This is a genomic window from Deltaproteobacteria bacterium, assembly GCA_030690165.1.
GTDB lineage: Bacteria > Desulfobacterota > GWC2-55-46 > UBA9637 > UBA9637 > JACRNJ01.
This window is the reverse complement of the sequence record JAUYHF010000009.1, coordinates 51,226-67,932: the sequence shown is the minus strand read 5'-3', so window position 1 is coordinate 67,932 and position 16,707 is coordinate 51,226. Positions and strand designations below refer to the sequence as shown.

Genomic DNA, 16,707 nt, shown 5'->3' with positions numbered 1-16,707 from the left:
AATAAGGTGGTGGGTTCTCAGGACACACAACTCAAAATGGAGCTTAAAAAGCTTATTGTGGAGACGTGCCGCAAAAAGGTCGCGCCTGAAACAATACCGGACGATGCGGCTATCCTCGGCTCGGATTCAGCGCTGGGGTTGGATTCTCTTGATGTGCTGGAGCTTTCAGTTGCCCTTAAGACGCGGTTCGGGGTGCGCATCGTTGACAGCAAGGATGCGCTCATAGTCATGAAATCCATCAATGCGTTAGCAGACGCTGTCCAGCCAGGATAATGTCAAACAAAGGTGTAAATATCATCGGCATCGGCGCTGTATCATCCTGCGGCGCGGGTGTAAAGACGCTTGTTGAGCATATAAGGGAAGGGTTGGACAGCACAAGCCTTGTCTCAATATCTCCGTCTATCCCTGAAAGATTCAAGATTTCTTTTATACCCGGGAGGGAGGAGGCTGTGAAAAGAGCCAAAACAGCGGAGGAGTTTATTGATGCCGTAATACTTAAGGCAGTTAATGAGGCGATGATGCAGGCAGGACTGGATACGGAATCCCTGAAAGACTGCGCGTTTATCATTGGCTCATCAGGGTTTATACTTGAGGCAGAGATTGAATACAGGATTAAAAAACAGAAGGGCGAAAACATGCCAGCGCCGCTTGCAAGGCGGGGCGCAGGGCATATTGCATCGCGCCTTGCAAGGCGTCTGGGCATAAATGGGCCTGTAATAACTATCACAACTGCATGTACATCCAGCGCAAATGCAATGCTTGCCGCAGGGGGCATGATTGAGCGCGGGGATATAAAAAAGGCAATCGTAGTAGGGGCTGAGTTTATAAGCGTGGTTACCTTAAACGGTTTTAACTCTCTGATGCTTCTGGACCCCTGCGGCTGTAAGCCTTTTGACGCAGACCGCCGCGGCATCCAGATGGGCGAGGCATGCGCCGCGATAATAATGGAAAAAAAAGAGAAGACTTCTAAAGACAGATATTCCCTTTGCGGCTGGGCAAACCTGTGCGATACGCATAATGTGGTAAGCAGCAGACTAAACGGCGCCTCTGCGCATGATGTAATGCTGAAGGCCATAAAACACGTCGGCATAGAGCCCAGAGATGTGACTGCCATAAAGACGCACGGTACAGCCAGCCCTGACAATGATCTTGCGGAAACAAGAGGCATGAGAACATTGTTTGACAGCGCGATTCCGCCGTTTACTGCCTTAAAAGGCTATGTGGGCAATACGCTTGGGGCATGCGGCGCAATAGAAACAGCGGCCTTTATAGGATGCCTTGATGCAGGCTTCATACCAAGGACGTTCGGCTTTAGCGAGATTGACCCTGCAATTGGAATAGCGCCGCTTGAAGCGCATCTTGATGCTAATAAGGGCTATTATCTGTTAAATTTCTTTGGGTTCGGTGGAAATAATACATCGCTGGTTTTAAGATATGGATAAAAGGAAAGACCCTGTATATATCTTGTCTGCGTCAGCAGTGGGGCCGAATACCGATACAACAGCGGCTGAGCGCAGGGTTTTAAAAAGCGACCCGGAATCTTGCGATTTGCAGGATATTGTGAGGCAGTTGACCAGACATGACTTCCGGCGCATAGGACACTTTTCAGAGATTTCCGTGACAGGCTCTCAGATTGCCATCCGGCGCATGGCGCATCCGATATCTCCTGACACAGGGATATATTTCAGCACAGGCCTTGGCGAGGTTAAAAAAACAGTATCTATATTTGAGCAGGTATTGGGGGATGAAGAAGGGCTTGTCTCTCCATACAGCTTTGTAAATTCAGTCAGCAGCGCCACATCGTTTTATATTGCAAAGGCCTCGGGCATTGAGTCACGCAATATTACAATATCACAGGAAGAGCTTTCATTTGAAACTGCGCTCAGACTGGCCCAAACAGATATTGAGGACGGGACTGTCGAATGCGCCATTGCAGGCGGCGCAGATGAGCGCTCGCATCCCCGTTCAGAGCATATGCACCGCATAAAACTTGAAGACAGGCAGATAATGGGCGAAGGGAGCGGCTGGCTTTGTCTTGGGAAAAACAGCCGGAATGCCATAGGAAAATTGCTGATGGTAAAAGAGATAAATGGAGATGCATTATCAGAGTGGTTGAACGCAGCTGCAGATGCGATATCGCCGTGGATTACAGAACATGAAAAGGCATATCTGCTTCCAGGCTTTCGTCTGGACAAAAAATATATAGAGGGGCTTTTAAACCGCCTTCCTCAGGCAGAGATAAAGAATTATCTAAAATATTGCGGATGCTTTCACACTGCCGCGGCATTCGGCATTGCCTCTGTGTTTGACCAGCCTCATTCTGAGCCGGCGCTATATTTTCATGTGAACAGCAACCTTTATGGACGGGCAATGGTGGTTGGTGTGCGCGCATTTCCAGTGCAGCCCTAAACTGCCTGCTTTAACAGACGGAATATCTCTTCTTCACGGTCAGCGCATTCCATGACAATCACTGCTAATTCACTATAATTCTCCTTGCCTGTCTCATGGCCTTTGCACAACCGGGCGCCCTTGACTGCAAACTCGCGCCAGAGGTCGCCGTTTTCCGACATCATCTTTGCCGCATCTTTAAGCTGAGACAGGCCGAGCAGATCCGATGCCTCTTGTAAAAATGCGGTATACATGAACCTGAATCCTGCCCCGCCTGTGCCTATCTCTTCCTGCATCCGGACAACGCTTCCCAGATATATAGGCGCTTTTTCAGGCCCAAGCTTAACAGGCCAGCGCTCTATCGCCCTTGCCAGATAACGGATGCCCCGCACCCCGATAAACGGCAAAGGGGTATTCAGCATCCTGCCGCAGGTTTGGCGGATAGCCTTTTTTATCGGCTCTTTCAAATCAGGCGAAGCAGGTATCTTTTCCGGATAATACAAAAGCCCTTTTGGCGCAAATATCCCTTTTGCAAAACGCGCCCTGCGCAAATCATCAGCCGGACAGGAGACAGGATGTTCAAAGACCGGGTCGCTGATAAGATAATTGTCTCCCTCTTTTCCAAAGACAACCAGATTGTGGGCATTAAACTGAAAACGCATGTCCCGCGGAAAATATGGAAGATAGAACACAGAGGCCTGCAAGCCGACTGATATGCCTTTTTCCAGCAGGCGGTCAAGTTCGGCCATGCTGTCTTCAGGTTTCCTAAAACGCATAGTGTGAAGGGTAATGCCTAAACGTTTGCATATATTTTTAATAATGGCCCTTGGCGCAGCGCGATATGCCGTGAGGGTTATTCCGCCCATTTTGATAAACGGCATATATAGAAAAAACAAACCGCCTCCGATGCCAAAGACCATGGGCTCGCTTAAATCCAGTCCGCGGTTTCGTAAGAGTGCGCTCATTGTGCCGCTTTCGCAATGCGCTGCATGGCGGTGGTCAAAAGGTTGTTTCATTAAGTCTTCTCTGTTTCAGCAGGCATGACATGATTTTTGGGTTGGATATTATGAGGCGCTTTGCATAGTTCTTCTACGCTCATTTTCATGGCATCGGCATATCGCTCAAGCATCGGCTTTTTAAGGCGGGCAAATACCTTTGGTTTAAAATGGCGATGCACCTGCCATCGCCACAGGCCTGTTGTTGCAGCCAGAAGGCCGGGCGTCATTTGACACTTTAGCATATGATATTTCAAGGGGCTGGCCTCTCCGCGCAAAACATCCTGTCTTGCCTCTTCAACATGCTTATCAATTTCAGCATGGGCCTGGGCATTAATAATATTTTCAACCTCCCAGCCCTTGCTCGGCACCACCACATATCTGCCGTGTTCATCCTCTGCATAGCAGGCGCGGCGGTTGCCTTCAAGTATGGATTCTTCCTGTGGAACCTCTTTGGCCTTCATTTGTTTTAATCTTATACAACAGTCAGAAGCATATAACAGATGGAGAATCTTGCGCTTTCCGGGATATAGCAGAGAAGCCTCTCGCCCTTTTTCAATCTGCCGGAATACAGCAGTTCCTCTATAATAAGATAAATAGAGGCAGCGCCTACATTCCCCTTTACAGTCAGATTTGTAAACCACCGGTTAAACGGGATATTAAAACCATTTGATGACATTGAATTGTGCAGCTTTTCACGGAAATACTCTGAGGAATAATGCGGCAGAAACCATGCAACCTCATCTGCCCTGAGGCCGCGTTTTGCTGCGATTGGCAATAAGGCGCGCTCCACTGATATGGAGATTATATGTTTATCCAGAAGTCTGGCGTCCTGCTTACTGGAAAAATAACCCTGCTTAATAATGTCAAGGGGATCTTCTGCTTCACGCCACCCTTTCAGATAACCATCTTCCTGTTTTATTGCCCCGCTGTACATGCAGACCGGCATATCTCCGGCAAAGGACAGATAGTCAATCCAGTCAATACACAGCGAGATGCGGTTTTGATTGGGCTTGGAGGATATAAGCGCCGCGCCTGCGCCGTCAGAAAGCATCCAGCGCATAAAATCCTTTTCAAAGCCAAGTTCAGGATGTTTTTCCAACTTGTCTATACGCGCCTGGATTTCCGGTTCAAAATTTGCGCCGCGCATAAAACTGGATGCAAACTCGGAACCTGCGCACACAGCGGTTTTTGACAACCCCAATGCAACGTTCATATATCCGTATTTCATTGCCGTCATGCCTGAGCTGCATACACCTGCTGTGGTAATAACCTCGCAGGGCGGACAGCCAAGCTCTCCCTGCACCATCTGTCCGTGCGCAGGCTGAAACTGGTCAGGGCTTGATGTGCCGCAGCTTAAGACCTCCATGTCATTCAGATTAAAGCCGCTCTTTTTTGACAAGGCACGTACGGCCTCTGCTGTCATCTGCGCATTATTGTGGGTATATTTGCCGGTCTGAGGGTTTATGGCGTAATAACGTGTCTTGATGCCGTTATTCCGCAAAACGAGTTTTTTTGAGCGGGAGGGTTTGCCGCCGACCATTCCAAGCGCCTGTTCTATTGCATCATTGCCTATCGGCTCATTGGGCAGAAACCCTGCAATATCATTTATGTAAACTGCTGGCGTCATGTGTAACCTCTTCAAAGAAACATTTTCGGGGCAAGAAGGTAATATAAATCAGTTGTATTGCGCTATCCGTTCAGTGGATGATCCCGATGGCTGCTCAAATTTAGCTGTCTGCGCATCCAGCCTGCGGCGCAAAAATGGTTTTAATACAGCGCGGGAGATTACACCCAAAGGCACTACTGTAAGAATAATAGATATAAGGAACACAACATATACCATCAGGAGCAGCCTGCGTAGCGGGTGCCCCCGTTCTCCAATTCTACGAAACAGCCTGCCCCAGATATAGAAACTGCGATGCGCTATCTTTTCACTTGCAATATAGCCGGGATTAACCTTTACTGCGCCGAGGCCCCATAGAATAGATGCTCCCGGTTTGGATTTCAACACAGGTAAAGATTCTGCAATTGCGCGGCCAAAACGCGCGGCATTGGCAATATCCATTGCGCTGACCCCGGCAGGGGGAAAAATACCCCAGAACCCGCCTTTCTTGCCGGTTAAGAGCCACCGCGGGGTAGTTACAAAGGTCGCCAGCGGCGGCCCCTGGTCTACCAAGACCACATTGTCAATATGTCTGGCTCCCAATGATTTTAACATGGTTTTTACCTTTTCCTGCGCGCAGAGCCACATATTGCGGCATGCAATTAAAGTAATTACAGACGTATCTTTGAGCGCCCTTGCCGCAGGCGATTTTAAAAAGCCTGTTACAGGCAAAGACGGCGATAAAAACCAGACCTGATAGGCCAGCACAATCAAGTCAAAACGGCTGTCAGGATCAAAAGAAACAGGCTCCATCTCAGGCGGAATCATGTGCACAGATTCCGGGAACACATCCAGAAAATCAAGAAACGGCCATGGGAACGGATACGGTTTTCTGGGTTTAAGATTCTCCCATACAATTTCTATATCCCTCTGATTTTCCAGAGGGGCCATCATAGAATGTGCTACCTGTGTAAGCTGGCCTGTCTGTGAATAATAGAGAACTAAAATGCGCGTCATGTCAATCTAATATTTTACTTATATGAAAAAATTCCGCAAGAAAAAAATTAGCCCGTCCTGTTTATCTGTTATGGGACGGGCTAAATAGGCTAAAGCGATCCAATTCAGTTTTTCGTTCGTAATTCGCAAATCGTAATTTGTTTACTTCCCCCAAACCCCTTCGACGCGTTTTGCGGTTCCGCTTGCAGGATCAAACTCAACACCTATAGTCTTTCCTATCTTCATACGTCTCCAGACCCATAAATTGCCTTTCATGATGGCATCATATGTTAAGTTCTGGGTTACATTTTTACCATCAATATACGGCGGAGGCCCCATTGCAAGATAGACCTGCTCTTTTGTCATACCGATCCTTGGAACAGCCTGCTTTATATCAGCTTGAACATTTTCAGGGAACTTGTCGAGAGAAACAGGTTTTTTTGTAACAAATTTTTCCAGAAACTGGTCGCCTGATGCTCCTGCATCTATAGAATAACTTACATTTGTTGCCATATTCAACAAGGTTACATCGCTGTCGCTTTTAGTCACTTTAAGTTTTGTGCCAGCTGGAATAAAAGATGGCGCAGATTGATAATTAACCCATGTAATTTTATTTCCCTTTAACACCTTTAGATTGCATCTTGCATAGTAGATATCGTCTTCGGCATGTCCTGTGTTTGCCATGGCTATGAAAAAAACAAAAAACAGGCAAACAAAAAACCCCTTGATTATTTTGTGCATAAAGCGCCTCCTTTTAGGTTTAAGTTTTTTCATTACTGATGAGTCGGATCAAGGATAAAGTCTTGAGTTATATTTATCAGATCGCCTCCTTTCATATTGCCCTGTTGTATGATGTTGCCGGATTGTAAAACTTGTATATTTTTAACTAAAAGAAATGGCAAGTCAAGAATTTTTATAATTTTTTAAAATTTGACAGAGAAAAACCTTTAGGATAGACTGATTAACCACAAATTATAATTGATTGTCAGACTATGGTCAGTACCCACTCAAAAATCCTTATCCTTGACGCCATGTGGAATAAAACCCTTGCGGCAGTGCGGTCGCTGGGCAGAAGGGGGTTTTATCTTACAGTCGGCGAAAAGACCAGATTTGCAACCGCCCTTTTTTCCAAATATTGCAGCAGGCGGGTAATATATCCGTCTCCCGCATCCAAACCGGATGAGTTTCTTGATTGGCTTTTAAAAGAGGTTAAGGCAAATAACTACGATATGCTCCTTCCTACCGAGTTTGAAACCCTTGAGATTATTTTGAAGCATAAAAAAGAGATTGAGCCATATACAAGGGTTCCGTTTGCAGATTACAATTTAATATCCAAGGTTAATGACAAGGCATGGCTTATAAGATATGCTGAGAAAAACGGCTATTTATGTCCGAAGACATATAAAAATTCTCACCCTCCCCTTAATCCCCTCCCGTCAAGGGAGGGGAAACAAATAGTTCCCTCTCCCCTTGCGGGAGAGGGTCAGGGTGAGGGGGGATTTTCGGATGAAGGCATGGAATATCCTTTGGTTATAAAGCCAAGGGAAAGTTCTGGTTCAAGGGGGCTTGTATATGTGAACAGGCCTTCAGAATTTTTAACTGCCTTTCAGAAGGTTCACAGCAGGTATCCTTTCCCTCTTGTCCAGGAGTATATCCCGAATGGCGGCGCATATGGTGTAGGCGCGCTTTTTAATCTTAATTCAGAGCCAAGGGCTGCCTTTGTTTATAAGCGGCTCAGGGAATATCCTGTCAGCGGAGGGCCAAGCACATTAAGGGAAAGCGTAAAGAATGATGAGATAAGAGATGTTGCCGTCAGCCTGCTGAAATCTTTAAATTGGGTTGGTGTCGCAATGGTAGAGTTCAGGGTTGATGCAAGGGACGGCAAGGCAAAACTTATGGAAATAAATCCAAGATTCTGGGGTTCTTTACAGCTTGCAATTTTATCAGGAATGGATTTCCCGTATCTTCTTTATAAAATGGCTGTTGACGGCGATGTAGAGCCAGCATGGGATTATGAGACAGGCATACGATGCCGCTGGTTGATTCCAGGGGATATATTGCACTTTATATCAAATCCGGAGAGACTACGGCTTAATCCAAGTTTCTTTACAAGGACACAAGGCGATGATATTATATCTGCCGCTGATCCAATGCCGATTGTAGGAAGGGTTTCGTCTGTTCTTCCTTTTTTCTTTAATAAGGAGATGAGGAGGCTGATTTTCAGGTAACTGTAACAACAACAGAGGAGGCATTATGAAAAGATTAATAATACTTTTTTTGACGGTCTTGGTTTTTGCGGCAAATACAGCTTATGCTGATTTTAAAAAGACCAAGATAGCTGTTATGGATTTTCAGGTGCAGGGTGAAAAATTTGAGACAGAAGATATAGGAAAGATAGTCGCTGAGTGGCTCATAACAGCCCTTGTTCAGGAAGGCCGTTTTGATGTTGTTGAAAGAAGGCTTCTTGAAAAGATACTTCAGGAGCAGAAGCTTAGCGTATCCGGAGTCGTAGACTCGGATAGTATCGCAAGGCTTGGAAAGGTTCTTGGCGCAAAAATAGTAGTTACAGGTTCTGTGATGAAACTCAGACAATTTATGGAGGTAAATGCCCGCCTGATAAATGTTGAAAATGGCTCTATCATAGCAGCGGAAAAGGTCAAGAGTGAAAGCGCCACAAAGCTTGAAGCGCTTGTTACAGAGATGGCCGTTAGGATTATAAGCGATTTTCCTCTGGAGGGTTATGTTGTGGAAAGGGGAGAAGACAATACAGTTACAATAGACATTGGTAAGCTTGCCGGCGCTAAGGTTGGGAAGAGATTTATTGTTTTTAAGGAAGGCAAGGCAATAAAGCATCCCAAGACAGGAGAGGTGCTTGATATAGAAAGGATAGACATTGGCGAAGTAGAGGTAAGGGCAGTTAAGGAAAAGACAGCCACAGGCATTATTTTGAGGGAGGCATCCGGCCAGAAGATCGAATACGGGAATATGGTCAGAAGTTCTGTGGAGGCATTCACCGCTGCCGCGCAATCCTCTTTGCCTGAAGAAAAGACAATGCTGGCTGAGGTGAAAAGAGAAAACCATCAGGCAGCAGGACAGTTTAATATAGGTGAGGAATATTATTTTTTGACAACCATCCATGTTGTAAAAAATACCGCTGGATGGGAAAACCGCACAGACCTGCCTGCAATCCATGCAGGCGAAAAGATTGTATTAACAAAGATCGAGAGGCACTATGCAAAGTTTACATGGAAAGGGAATGAATATACCTTTGTGTATCACTATGCCAAAACACCAAATCCAGTAATGCTTTCCAAGTTTTTGACAAAAGATGATCCCGGACCTGTAATAGCGGGGTTCCCGGAGGATGTAAAGTCTTACATTTCAAGTGGCGAGGCAAAGACTGGAATGACAAAGTGGCAGATGCTTTACTCTAAAGGGGCGCCGGTAATTGCCGGCAATAGAAAGACCTTTGATATGACACTGGGAGATATATTGAATGCAAATACATGGATTTATCTTCAGGGGAGACGCGATAAGCTCTACATAGAGTTTTCAGGCGATAAGGTAGTCAATGTCAAAGACTAATCCAAGATGATAAATGCGCTGACTGTAGATCTGGAAGATTGGTATCACATCTGTGGGACAACGGATAATGCGATGCCTTCAAAATGGATTGAGTATGAAAGCCGTGTGACCCGCAATACGGATAAGGTGCTTTCTATCCTGAGGCAGTACAATACAAGGGCAACCTTCTTTGTCCTTGGGTATATAGCTGAAAAGGAACCGGATCTTATCAGGGCTATCCATAGAGAGGGTCATGAGCTGGCAATACACGGCTATTATCATCAGAGGCTGTTCGAATTATCCAGAGAGGCATTTGAAGAGGATGTAAATAAATCAATTGATATTGTAAGGGCAGTTACAGGGGAAAGGGTTTTGGGTTACAGGGCGCCTGAATGGTCAATAAGAAATAATACGCTTTGGGCTCTGTGTGTGCTGAAAAAATTGGGCATCCTGTATGATTCCAGCATGGTTCCGCTTACAAGGATGGGGGAGAGAAATTTTGGGCAGTACCCCTATATGATAAAAACCGAATTTGGAAATATCTGGGAATTTCCTCTGACAACCATGAGATTCCTTTGGGAAAATCTGCCGTTTACAGGCGGACTTCCGTTAAGGATATCACCTTACTGGTATACACTTTCAAAACTAAAATGGATGAATAAAAGGTATGGTCAGCCAGGGCTTGTTTATGTGCATCCATGGGAGTTTGATAATGAGCATTCTGAGATAGACCTCCCGATATCAAGGCGCTTTATGCATTATTTCAGGATATCTACGACAAGGCCAAAATTAGAAGGCCTGTTAAGGCATATAAAGTTTGGGCCTATTAAAGAGGTTATAACGTTGTAGTTGATAGTAACTACTATGAGCCAAGAGCCATGAGCTGCAACTATGATTGATAAATATTTCATAAAATCTTTTATAGCCACATGTCTTTTTGTTGGAGCCATATTAGGCGCTATTATATGGTTTTGTTTTTATTCAGTTTGGGCCGCATGGTTTTTTCTGTCAATGTTAGTTTTATTTTTCGGGTGGTATTACAGATTTGACAGCAAGTTTATCGGTTTTATAAAATGAATAGAAGAGTTGTTATTACCGGAGCCGGCCTGATAACCGCCCTTGGCATTGGGAAAAAACAGAATCTTTCAGGAATAATTGAAGGGCGAAATGCAATAAAAGAGATAGCCTCTTTTGATGTAAAAAGCTATAGGGGTAAGACCGGCGGAGAGATAAAGGGGTTTAATTTTTCGAAAGAACTCAAAAGACTAAGACCTTCGCGGCTTGACAGGGCGACAAAGCTTCTGCTGACAGTGGCTGACGAGGCGGTTCTGGAAGCGGGTTTAAAGGAAGGCCTCCCTCATGATACATCGCTTATATTAGGAACAACGTTAGGGGGAATGTTTTCAGGCGAGACATACCATCGCAGCAGAGTCTATGGGAAAAAGGGAAGCCCTTCGCTCATTCTGGATTATCTTGCCCACTGTCAGGGCTCTCATTTAGCCGAAGAATACGGATTAAACGGCAGGCAGTTTACAATCTCCAATGCCTGCGCATCAGGTACAAATGCCATAGGGTTTGCGTATAAAGAGATACTTTCAGGCCGCGCGCATACAATCATTGCCGGCGGTTATGATACTATGTGCGAATTTACATTTGCGGGCTTTAATTCGCTTCAGGCAGTAACCCCTTCGCTTTGCAGGCCGTTTGATAAAGGGCGCGACGGCCTCGCGCTCGGAGAGGGAGCCGGTGTTATGGTGCTTGAGGAGATGGGGCGCGCTGAGGGAAGGGGAGCGGATATTATCGCGGAGGTTATAGGATACGGTGAGTCCAGCGATGCGTTTCATATTACGCGGCCTGAGCCGGGCGGCGCTTCTGCCGCTGCAGCAATATCAAATGCGTTGGAGGACGCTCAAATTGATGCGTCCCGGATTGACTATATAAACGCCCACGGTACAGCCACGACTTATAATGACGCTATGGAGGCAAAGGCAATCCAACGTGTCTTTGGAAACATCTCCAAAACCATACCGGTAAGCTCAATAAAATCCATGATAGGCCATCTCCTTGGCGGGGCAGGCGCAGTAGAGGCTGTTATTACTATTTTGGCAATGAAGGAAGGGGTTCTTCCGCCGAATCTGAATTACAAAACCCCTGACCCCGACTGTCCCCTTAATATCGTTGATAAGCCCGGCCAGAGGATATCAATAAAAAGGGCTGTTTCAAACTCATTCGGTTTTGGCGGGGCGAATGCCGCAATAGTATTTCAGGATGTTAACACATGAGCTGCGAATATGTTATTACAGGCATCGGCATTGTAAGCCCCATCGGTATCGGCAATCCTGTATTCTGGGATGCGCTCCTTGCCGGTAGAACCGGTATAAAAGAGATAAAGAGTTTTGATACCGGAGGACAGAGAAGCCGCCTTGGCGCAGAGATAAACACAGACGATATAGATGCTGTTTTTTTTGACAAGAGATTCAGGAGGGCGGCAAAGATATCTAAATACTGTCTTGCGGCCGCAGATATGGCCATAAAGGACAGTGGGCTCAACCCCTCCGTATGGGACCCGGCAAAGGCCGGCCTTATTGTGGGTGTTACTCACGGCGCAATGAATTACACCAGGGACTTCCACACTGCGCTGATAAGGGAAGGGGCGCTCTCAGCCAGCCCTATGTTTTTTTCAGACTCTGTCCTAAATGCGCCTGCTGGCAATGCCTCGATTGCATTCAATATAAAGGGCGCGGCGCATACAATCGCCGGCGGCATACCGGCCGGGATAGACGCCATTGATTACGCAATAAGGGTTATGAGGAATAATAATCTGGATGTCTGCATTGCAGGCGGCGCAGAGGAGATAGACGCCCTGGTATTTGACAGCTATGCAAGGTTCAGGCTGCTGTCGCCGAATAACAGGGGAAAAGAAGGCATTAAGCCCTTTGCCTCTGATAGAAACGGGTTCGTGACAGGAGAAGGCGCGTGCATGCTTGTGCTTGAAAAAAAAGAGGCGGCAGTCAAAAGGGGCGCGGTTCTTTATGCCGGAATTTCTGATGCAAAGGATTTTGATAATAAGATAATCTATGCGGTAACAGGCGCAAACGGCACCGGCAAAGATGTTGTTGAGGCCGGGATATTAAAGGCATTGCTATCAGGGAATAATAAAAACGCGGCGAAGGTCTTTGTGGGGAATATTAAACCCCTTACAGGCGAATGTTTTGCCGCTGGCAGCGCAATGCAGGCCGCATCAGCGGCAATGGCGCTTCATAAAGGAATCATACCTCCGTCAACCATTGGAGATGGCCTGATAAAAGAGATGGATTGGTGCAGGCCCAACACAAAGGAAGAAGAGGTAAAGGCAGATATGGCGCTAATAAGTTCAATCGGATTTGAGGGGAGCGGCTCTTTACTTTATTTAATGCGTTTGTATTAGAAGAAGGTGAGGATTATGACAGCAGTCTTTGAAGACATAAAGACAGGGATTGACATATTAAGGCAGTTTATTGTCCCGAGGGCATTTACATTAAGGCTTGTTGAATTTGCGGAACAGGAAGGGCTCATCTCTGTCATAAAAGAGATGAAGAGTTTTACAAGAGAAGAATTCTGCGATAGGGCCGCGGGACAGCTTAAATACAAGACAGGAGACAGTGCAAGGAAGAGGATGTTGTTTATCCTGCTGGATTTTCTTGAAGAGTGCGGGTATGTTTCGCAGAACCCGGCGCATAGCTGCATATACAACGATGATGTAAAACCTCTGCCGGCGCTTTCTCTAATTGAGAGAAAGACCCTAAAAGAGGGTTTTTACAGCGAGGTGGAGTTTTTCGGCAGGTGCATTGACTATGCAGGCGAGTTTCTGCGCGGCGGCGATCATCTTTATAATTTTGCCAAAGGCATGGAGGATATATGGGACAGGTTCCTCGGAAATTATGAGTTCAGCATAGCAAGGGATATACTCTTAAAGGCTATGGCATCGGATAAAACAGAGGACTGTCAAATGCTGGACCTCTGCTACGGGACAGGCCACGGGCTTAAAGCCATATGCAGGGATTTCCCGAATGCCGGAATAACTGCAATAGACTTTACCGGCGCAATGAGGCAGTTCGTGATGTCAAGGCTCGGAGAGAATTCCGGAAAGATAAGCTGGGTTGATGCGCGCAGATGGAACGGCTTTGGGTCAAAACTCCCGTTTAAAGACATGACTTTTGATAGGGTGTTTTTCTCATGTGGAGACCCTTATATCCCGGAACCCCTGCGCGAATATGTATATAAAGACATATACAGGATTTTGAAGCCCGGCGGCGCTGCGGGTATTGTTGCGTGGGGGTATCCTGACAGGCAAAAGAGGCACATACAGAATGAATGGGTAAGGAAGGGGATATATATACACGATTTCGCAGAGAGCGTATGCAATGGATGGCACGGCTTCCGCGATATAGACTCTACTGTCAGGATGGCTAAGGATATAGGGTTTGTCGGGTTAAACGCGGTGGTTAATAATTTTTATATGCTTGACTCTGCTGTATGGGTGTTTAAGAGGCCATGAGCAGACAAGTCGTTGTAACAGGCATCGGTATCATATCTCCCCTTGAATCAGGGGATGGGCTTGAAATGTTCTGGAAGGAGTTGCTGAAGGGAAAGGATGCCATAAAAGAGGTTAAGTCTTTTGATACCGGGAGATATGAATGCAAAATAGCAGGAGAGGTAAAGAGGTTTGAGCATACAGGGACGGAACGATGGATAAATTTTCTTGATTTTGCATTTAAGGAGGCGCTTGCCGATGCAGGGGTTGATGCGGGCGCAGGGGGATTTGGATTATACATCGGCACAGTCCTCGGAGGTATCCTTGCAGGCCAAAAGGCATGGAAAGAAAATAAACCCACTCTTCCTGAAGAATATCACTTCTATTCCGGCGAAAGATATCTTACAGATAAATATGGCATAAAAGGCCATGTCCTTACTGTGTCCACTGCCTGCGCATCAGGCACAGATGCCCTTGGTATGGCATACAGAAATATCCTCTGGGGAAAGGCCGATGTAATGGTAGCAGGCGGATCCGACACATTAAGCGAGTTTGCATTCTGCGGTTTTAATAATCTTAAAGCGCTGACAAAGACCAAGGTAAGGCCGTTTGACAAAAACAGGGATGGCTTAGCGCTTGGCGAGGGCGCTGCATTTCTTGTTCTGGAAGAGGCTGTCGCCGCAAAAAAAAGAGGTGCGCTGGTTTACGGCAGGATAATAGGCTATGCCTCAAGGGCAGATGCCCATCACATGACAGGGCCTGACAAAGAGGGCCGGGGACTGGCAGCGGCCATTAAAGCGGCATTAAAAGAGGCAGGCATATCAAAGCCTGATTATATAAACGCCCACGGCACAGGCACAATATATAACGATGCAATGGAGACAAAGGCGATAAAGCTCGCATTCGGCAATCCCGCATACGAAATACCGGTAAGCTCAATAAAATCCATGATAGGCCACAGCTTTGGCGCAGGCGGCGCAATAGAGGCGGCAACGTGTCTCCTTGCCATCAAAAATGGCGCAATACCTCCCACAATAAACTATCAGGAAAAAGACCCTGAATGTGACCTTGACTATGTGCCGAATACAGCAAGAAAGGTCGATATAAAAACAGCCATCTCTCTGTCCGCCGGCTTCGGAGGGCAAAACGCAGCCCTCCTTTTCAGCGCAACGGATTAACTGATAATAAAATGTCAAAAATAGTTTTAGTCAATCCACCCTATGCTGCATGGGACACATCTGTTCCCCTGCCAAAGACACTGGAGAATACAATGCCTTCCTTTGGGCTGTGCTGTCTTGCCTCGGTTTTAAGGGAGAAGGGGTATGAGCCTAAGATATTGGAGGCAGGCGCGCTGCAGCTTACCCTTAAGCAGACCATTGCCTATATCATAAAGGAGCGGCCTAAAGTAGTGGGGTTCAGGGCATCCACAATTTCTTTTCTCAATGCTGCGTTTCTGGCAAAAGAGATAAAGGAATATGATAAAAATATTATAACCCTTATCGGCGGACCTCATGTTACTGCCCTTCCCATTGAGACAATCCAGGATTTTCCGCAATTTGACGCAGGGATAATCGGCGAGGGGGAAGAGACCATTATTGAATTCCTTGAGGCTGTTAACCCTCACACCAAAGATTTTGGGGGGGTAAAGGGGCTGGTTTACAGGCATGACGGCGCGGCAAGGCTTGCGCCAAAAAGGCCGTATATAGAAAATCTGGATACCCTGCCAATACCTGCATGGGATCTGCTGGAAGGTTTCCCGGAACGTTATCAGCCGCCGCTTATGAGCTATAAGGAACTCCCTGTGGCGTCCATGGTTACATCCAGGGGATGTCCTTTCCAGTGCATATTCTGCGACAGGTCTGTATTCGGGAACCGCTACAGATGCTACAGCGCAGATTATGTTATAAAGATGATAGGGCATCTTGTGGAAAGATATGGAATCAGGCACATTATATTTTATGATGATCTCTTTGCCGCATCGGGATCAAGGATTAAAACAATCTGCGAAAGTATTATGGCTAAAAAATTGAACATAAGCTGGACATGCGACGCAAGGGTGAATACAGTAACCCCTGAAACCCTTGCCCTGATGAAAAAGGCAGAGTGCTGGGAGATTGCATACGGCATAGAGAGCGGCTCGCAGAAGATACTTGACCTTGTGGCAAAGGGGATTACGTTGGAGGAAATAGAAAAAGCCGTGCGCTGGACACATGAGGCAGGGATAAAAGTAAAGGGGCTTTTTATGATGGGACATCCCCTTGAGACCCGCGAGACCATTAAAGAGACCATTGACCTTGCAAAGAGGCTGCCTTTTGACATCATAAATATCAGCAAATTTACACCTTTCCCAGGCACAGAGATATATAAGGACGCCCACAAATATGGGCAGTTTTCCCCTGATTGGAAAAAGATGAATGCCATGAATTTCGTTTTTATCCCGCATGGATGGACTGAAAAGGAATTAGACTGGGAATACAAAAAGGCCATTGCAAAATATTACTGGAGGCCGCAAAAGACCCTTTCTTTATTTATCGCCATGCTCAAAGACCCGGCAGGGATTAAAAGGCTTTTAATAGCAGGCTGGGATGTCATGATATTTTTTATTTTAAAGAAGGCAGGAAGGGTAAAGGCCGCTTAAAACTAAT

At 46.3% G+C, this 16,707-nt stretch carries 16 protein-coding genes; 11 read left to right on the top strand and 5 right to left on the bottom strand.

Translation table 11 applies throughout. The annotated features are described in order from the left end of the window. Window positions 1–6: 6 nt before the first annotated feature. The 3 genes from Q8P28_03025 to Q8P28_03015 are packed head-to-tail and all read left to right on the top strand — an operon-like array spanning window position 7 to window position 2,409. Window positions 7–273: a phosphopantetheine-binding protein gene (locus tag Q8P28_03025; GenBank protein MDP2681768.1), complete on the top strand. Its 267-nt coding sequence runs from the start codon at window positions 7–9 to the stop codon at window positions 271–273. Continuing rightward, window positions 273–1,442, top strand: coding sequence for a beta-ketoacyl synthase N-terminal-like domain-containing protein (locus Q8P28_03020; protein ID MDP2681767.1), 1,170 nt, complete (start codon window positions 273–275; stop codon window positions 1,440–1,442). The genes Q8P28_03025 and Q8P28_03020 overlap by 1 nt, the downstream gene beginning before the upstream one ends. Then, window positions 1,435–2,409 carry a hypothetical protein gene (locus Q8P28_03015; GenBank protein ID MDP2681766.1) on the top strand — a complete coding sequence of 325 codons (975 nt, stop codon included), beginning with the start codon at window positions 1,435–1,437 and terminating at the stop codon, window positions 2,407–2,409. The genes Q8P28_03020 and Q8P28_03015 overlap by 8 nt, the downstream gene beginning before the upstream one ends. Here the strand turns inward: Q8P28_03015 and Q8P28_03010 are convergent. The 5 genes from Q8P28_03010 to Q8P28_02990 all read right to left on the bottom strand — a co-directional run bounded on the left by Q8P28_03010 (window position 2,406) and on the right by Q8P28_02990 (window position 6,726). Beyond that, window positions 2,406–3,404 carry a BtrH N-terminal domain-containing protein gene (locus tag Q8P28_03010; GenBank protein MDP2681765.1) on the bottom strand — a complete coding sequence of 333 codons (999 nt, stop codon included), beginning with the start codon at window positions 3,402–3,404 and terminating at the stop codon, window positions 2,406–2,408. The genes Q8P28_03015 and Q8P28_03010 overlap by 4 nt on opposite strands. Further along, entirely contained in the window at window positions 3,404–3,847 is a 444-nt protein-coding gene (locus tag Q8P28_03005; GenBank protein ID MDP2681764.1) for a hypothetical protein, read from the bottom strand. The genes Q8P28_03010 and Q8P28_03005 overlap by 1 nt, the downstream gene beginning before the upstream one ends. 11 nt (window positions 3,848–3,858) lie before the next feature. After that, the gene (locus tag Q8P28_03000; GenBank protein ID MDP2681763.1) at window positions 3,859–5,013 is read right to left on the bottom strand and encodes a beta-ketoacyl-ACP synthase III; all 1,155 of its coding nucleotides are present in this window, start codon (window positions 5,011–5,013) and stop codon (window positions 3,859–3,861) included. Window positions 5,014–5,061: 48 nt separating this feature from the next. Beyond that, complete coding sequence (locus Q8P28_02995) at window positions 5,062–6,006, bottom strand: dialkylresorcinol condensing enzyme (GenBank protein MDP2681762.1); 945 nt, start codon at window positions 6,004–6,006, stop codon at window positions 5,062–5,064. Between the two features lie 141 nt (window positions 6,007–6,147). After that, window positions 6,148–6,726 (bottom strand): hypothetical protein, encoded by a 579-nt coding sequence (locus Q8P28_02990; protein ID MDP2681761.1) that lies wholly within the window; start codon window positions 6,724–6,726, stop codon window positions 6,148–6,150. A 251-nt stretch (window positions 6,727–6,977) separates the two neighbouring features. On the opposite strand from Q8P28_02990, the gene Q8P28_02985 reads away from it, so the two are divergent. From Q8P28_02985 to Q8P28_02950, 8 genes are all read left to right on the top strand, one after another. Then, complete coding sequence (locus Q8P28_02985) at window positions 6,978–8,213, top strand: ATP-grasp domain-containing protein (GenBank protein MDP2681760.1); 1,236 nt, start codon at window positions 6,978–6,980, stop codon at window positions 8,211–8,213. Window positions 8,214–8,238: 25 nt separating this feature from the next. Further along, window positions 8,239–9,570 carry a FlgO family outer membrane protein gene (locus Q8P28_02980; protein ID MDP2681759.1) on the top strand — a complete coding sequence of 444 codons (1,332 nt, stop codon included), beginning with the start codon at window positions 8,239–8,241 and terminating at the stop codon, window positions 9,568–9,570. A 6-nt stretch (window positions 9,571–9,576) separates the two neighbouring features. Beyond that, entirely contained in the window at window positions 9,577–10,398 is an 822-nt protein-coding gene (locus Q8P28_02975) for a polysaccharide deacetylase family protein (GenBank protein ID MDP2681758.1), read from the top strand. Window positions 10,399–10,622: 224 nt separating this feature from the next. Continuing rightward, the gene (locus tag Q8P28_02970) at window positions 10,623–11,831 is read left to right on the top strand and encodes a beta-ketoacyl-[acyl-carrier-protein] synthase family protein (protein ID MDP2681757.1); all 1,209 of its coding nucleotides are present in this window, start codon (window positions 10,623–10,625) and stop codon (window positions 11,829–11,831) included. After that, the gene (locus Q8P28_02965) at window positions 11,828–12,976 is read left to right on the top strand and encodes a beta-ketoacyl synthase N-terminal-like domain-containing protein (GenBank protein ID MDP2681756.1); all 1,149 of its coding nucleotides are present in this window, start codon (window positions 11,828–11,830) and stop codon (window positions 12,974–12,976) included. Before Q8P28_02970 ends, Q8P28_02965 begins: the two co-directional genes overlap by 4 nt. A 15-nt stretch (window positions 12,977–12,991) precedes the next feature. Next, entirely contained in the window at window positions 12,992–14,086 is a 1,095-nt protein-coding gene (locus tag Q8P28_02960; GenBank protein ID MDP2681755.1) for a class I SAM-dependent methyltransferase, read from the top strand. Continuing rightward, a complete protein-coding gene (locus Q8P28_02955) occupies window positions 14,083–15,240 on the top strand; it encodes a beta-ketoacyl-[acyl-carrier-protein] synthase family protein (protein ID MDP2681754.1) in 1,158 nt (385 codons plus the stop codon). The genes Q8P28_02960 and Q8P28_02955 overlap by 4 nt, the downstream gene beginning before the upstream one ends. Before the next feature lie 11 nt (window positions 15,241–15,251). Further along, the gene (locus Q8P28_02950) at window positions 15,252–16,700 is read left to right on the top strand and encodes a radical SAM protein (GenBank protein ID MDP2681753.1); all 1,449 of its coding nucleotides are present in this window, start codon (window positions 15,252–15,254) and stop codon (window positions 16,698–16,700) included. Window positions 16,701–16,707 lie beyond the last annotated feature (7 nt).

Bases quoted from the DNA above. Each gene is read 5' to 3' on its own strand.
- Q8P28_03000 (MDP2681763.1), bottom strand. From the start codon at position 5,013: ATGACGCCAGCAGTTTACATAAATGATATTGCAGGGTTTCTGCCCAAT.
- Q8P28_03015 (MDP2681766.1), top strand. From the start codon at position 1,435: ATGGATAAAAGGAAAGACCCTGTATATATCTTGTCTGCGTCAGCAGTG.
- Q8P28_02975 (MDP2681758.1), top strand. From the start codon at position 9,577: ATGATAAATGCGCTGACTGTAGATCTGGAAGATTGGTATCACATCTGT.
- Q8P28_03005 (MDP2681764.1), bottom strand. From the start codon at position 3,847: ATGAAGGCCAAAGAGGTTCCACAGGAAGAATCCATACTTGAAGGCAAC.
- Q8P28_03010 (MDP2681765.1), bottom strand. From the start codon at position 3,404: ATGAAACAACCTTTTGACCACCGCCATGCAGCGCATTGCGAAAGCGGC.
- Q8P28_02970 (MDP2681757.1), top strand. From the start codon at position 10,623: ATGAATAGAAGAGTTGTTATTACCGGAGCCGGCCTGATAACCGCCCTT.
- Q8P28_02990 (MDP2681761.1), bottom strand. From the start codon at position 6,726: ATGCACAAAATAATCAAGGGGTTTTTTGTTTGCCTGTTTTTTGTTTTT.
- Q8P28_02980 (MDP2681759.1), top strand. From the start codon at position 8,239: ATGAAAAGATTAATAATACTTTTTTTGACGGTCTTGGTTTTTGCGGCA.
- Q8P28_02950 (MDP2681753.1), top strand. From the start codon at position 15,252: ATGTCAAAAATAGTTTTAGTCAATCCACCCTATGCTGCATGGGACACA.
- Q8P28_02955 (MDP2681754.1), top strand. From the start codon at position 14,083: ATGAGCAGACAAGTCGTTGTAACAGGCATCGGTATCATATCTCCCCTT.
- Q8P28_02965 (MDP2681756.1), top strand. From the start codon at position 11,828: ATGAGCTGCGAATATGTTATTACAGGCATCGGCATTGTAAGCCCCATC.
- Q8P28_03020 (MDP2681767.1), top strand. From the start codon at position 273: ATGTCAAACAAAGGTGTAAATATCATCGGCATCGGCGCTGTATCATCC.
- Q8P28_02960 (MDP2681755.1), top strand. From the start codon at position 12,992: ATGACAGCAGTCTTTGAAGACATAAAGACAGGGATTGACATATTAAGG.
- Q8P28_02985 (MDP2681760.1), top strand. From the start codon at position 6,978: ATGGTCAGTACCCACTCAAAAATCCTTATCCTTGACGCCATGTGGAAT.
- Q8P28_02995 (MDP2681762.1), bottom strand. From the start codon at position 6,006: ATGACGCGCATTTTAGTTCTCTATTATTCACAGACAGGCCAGCTTACA.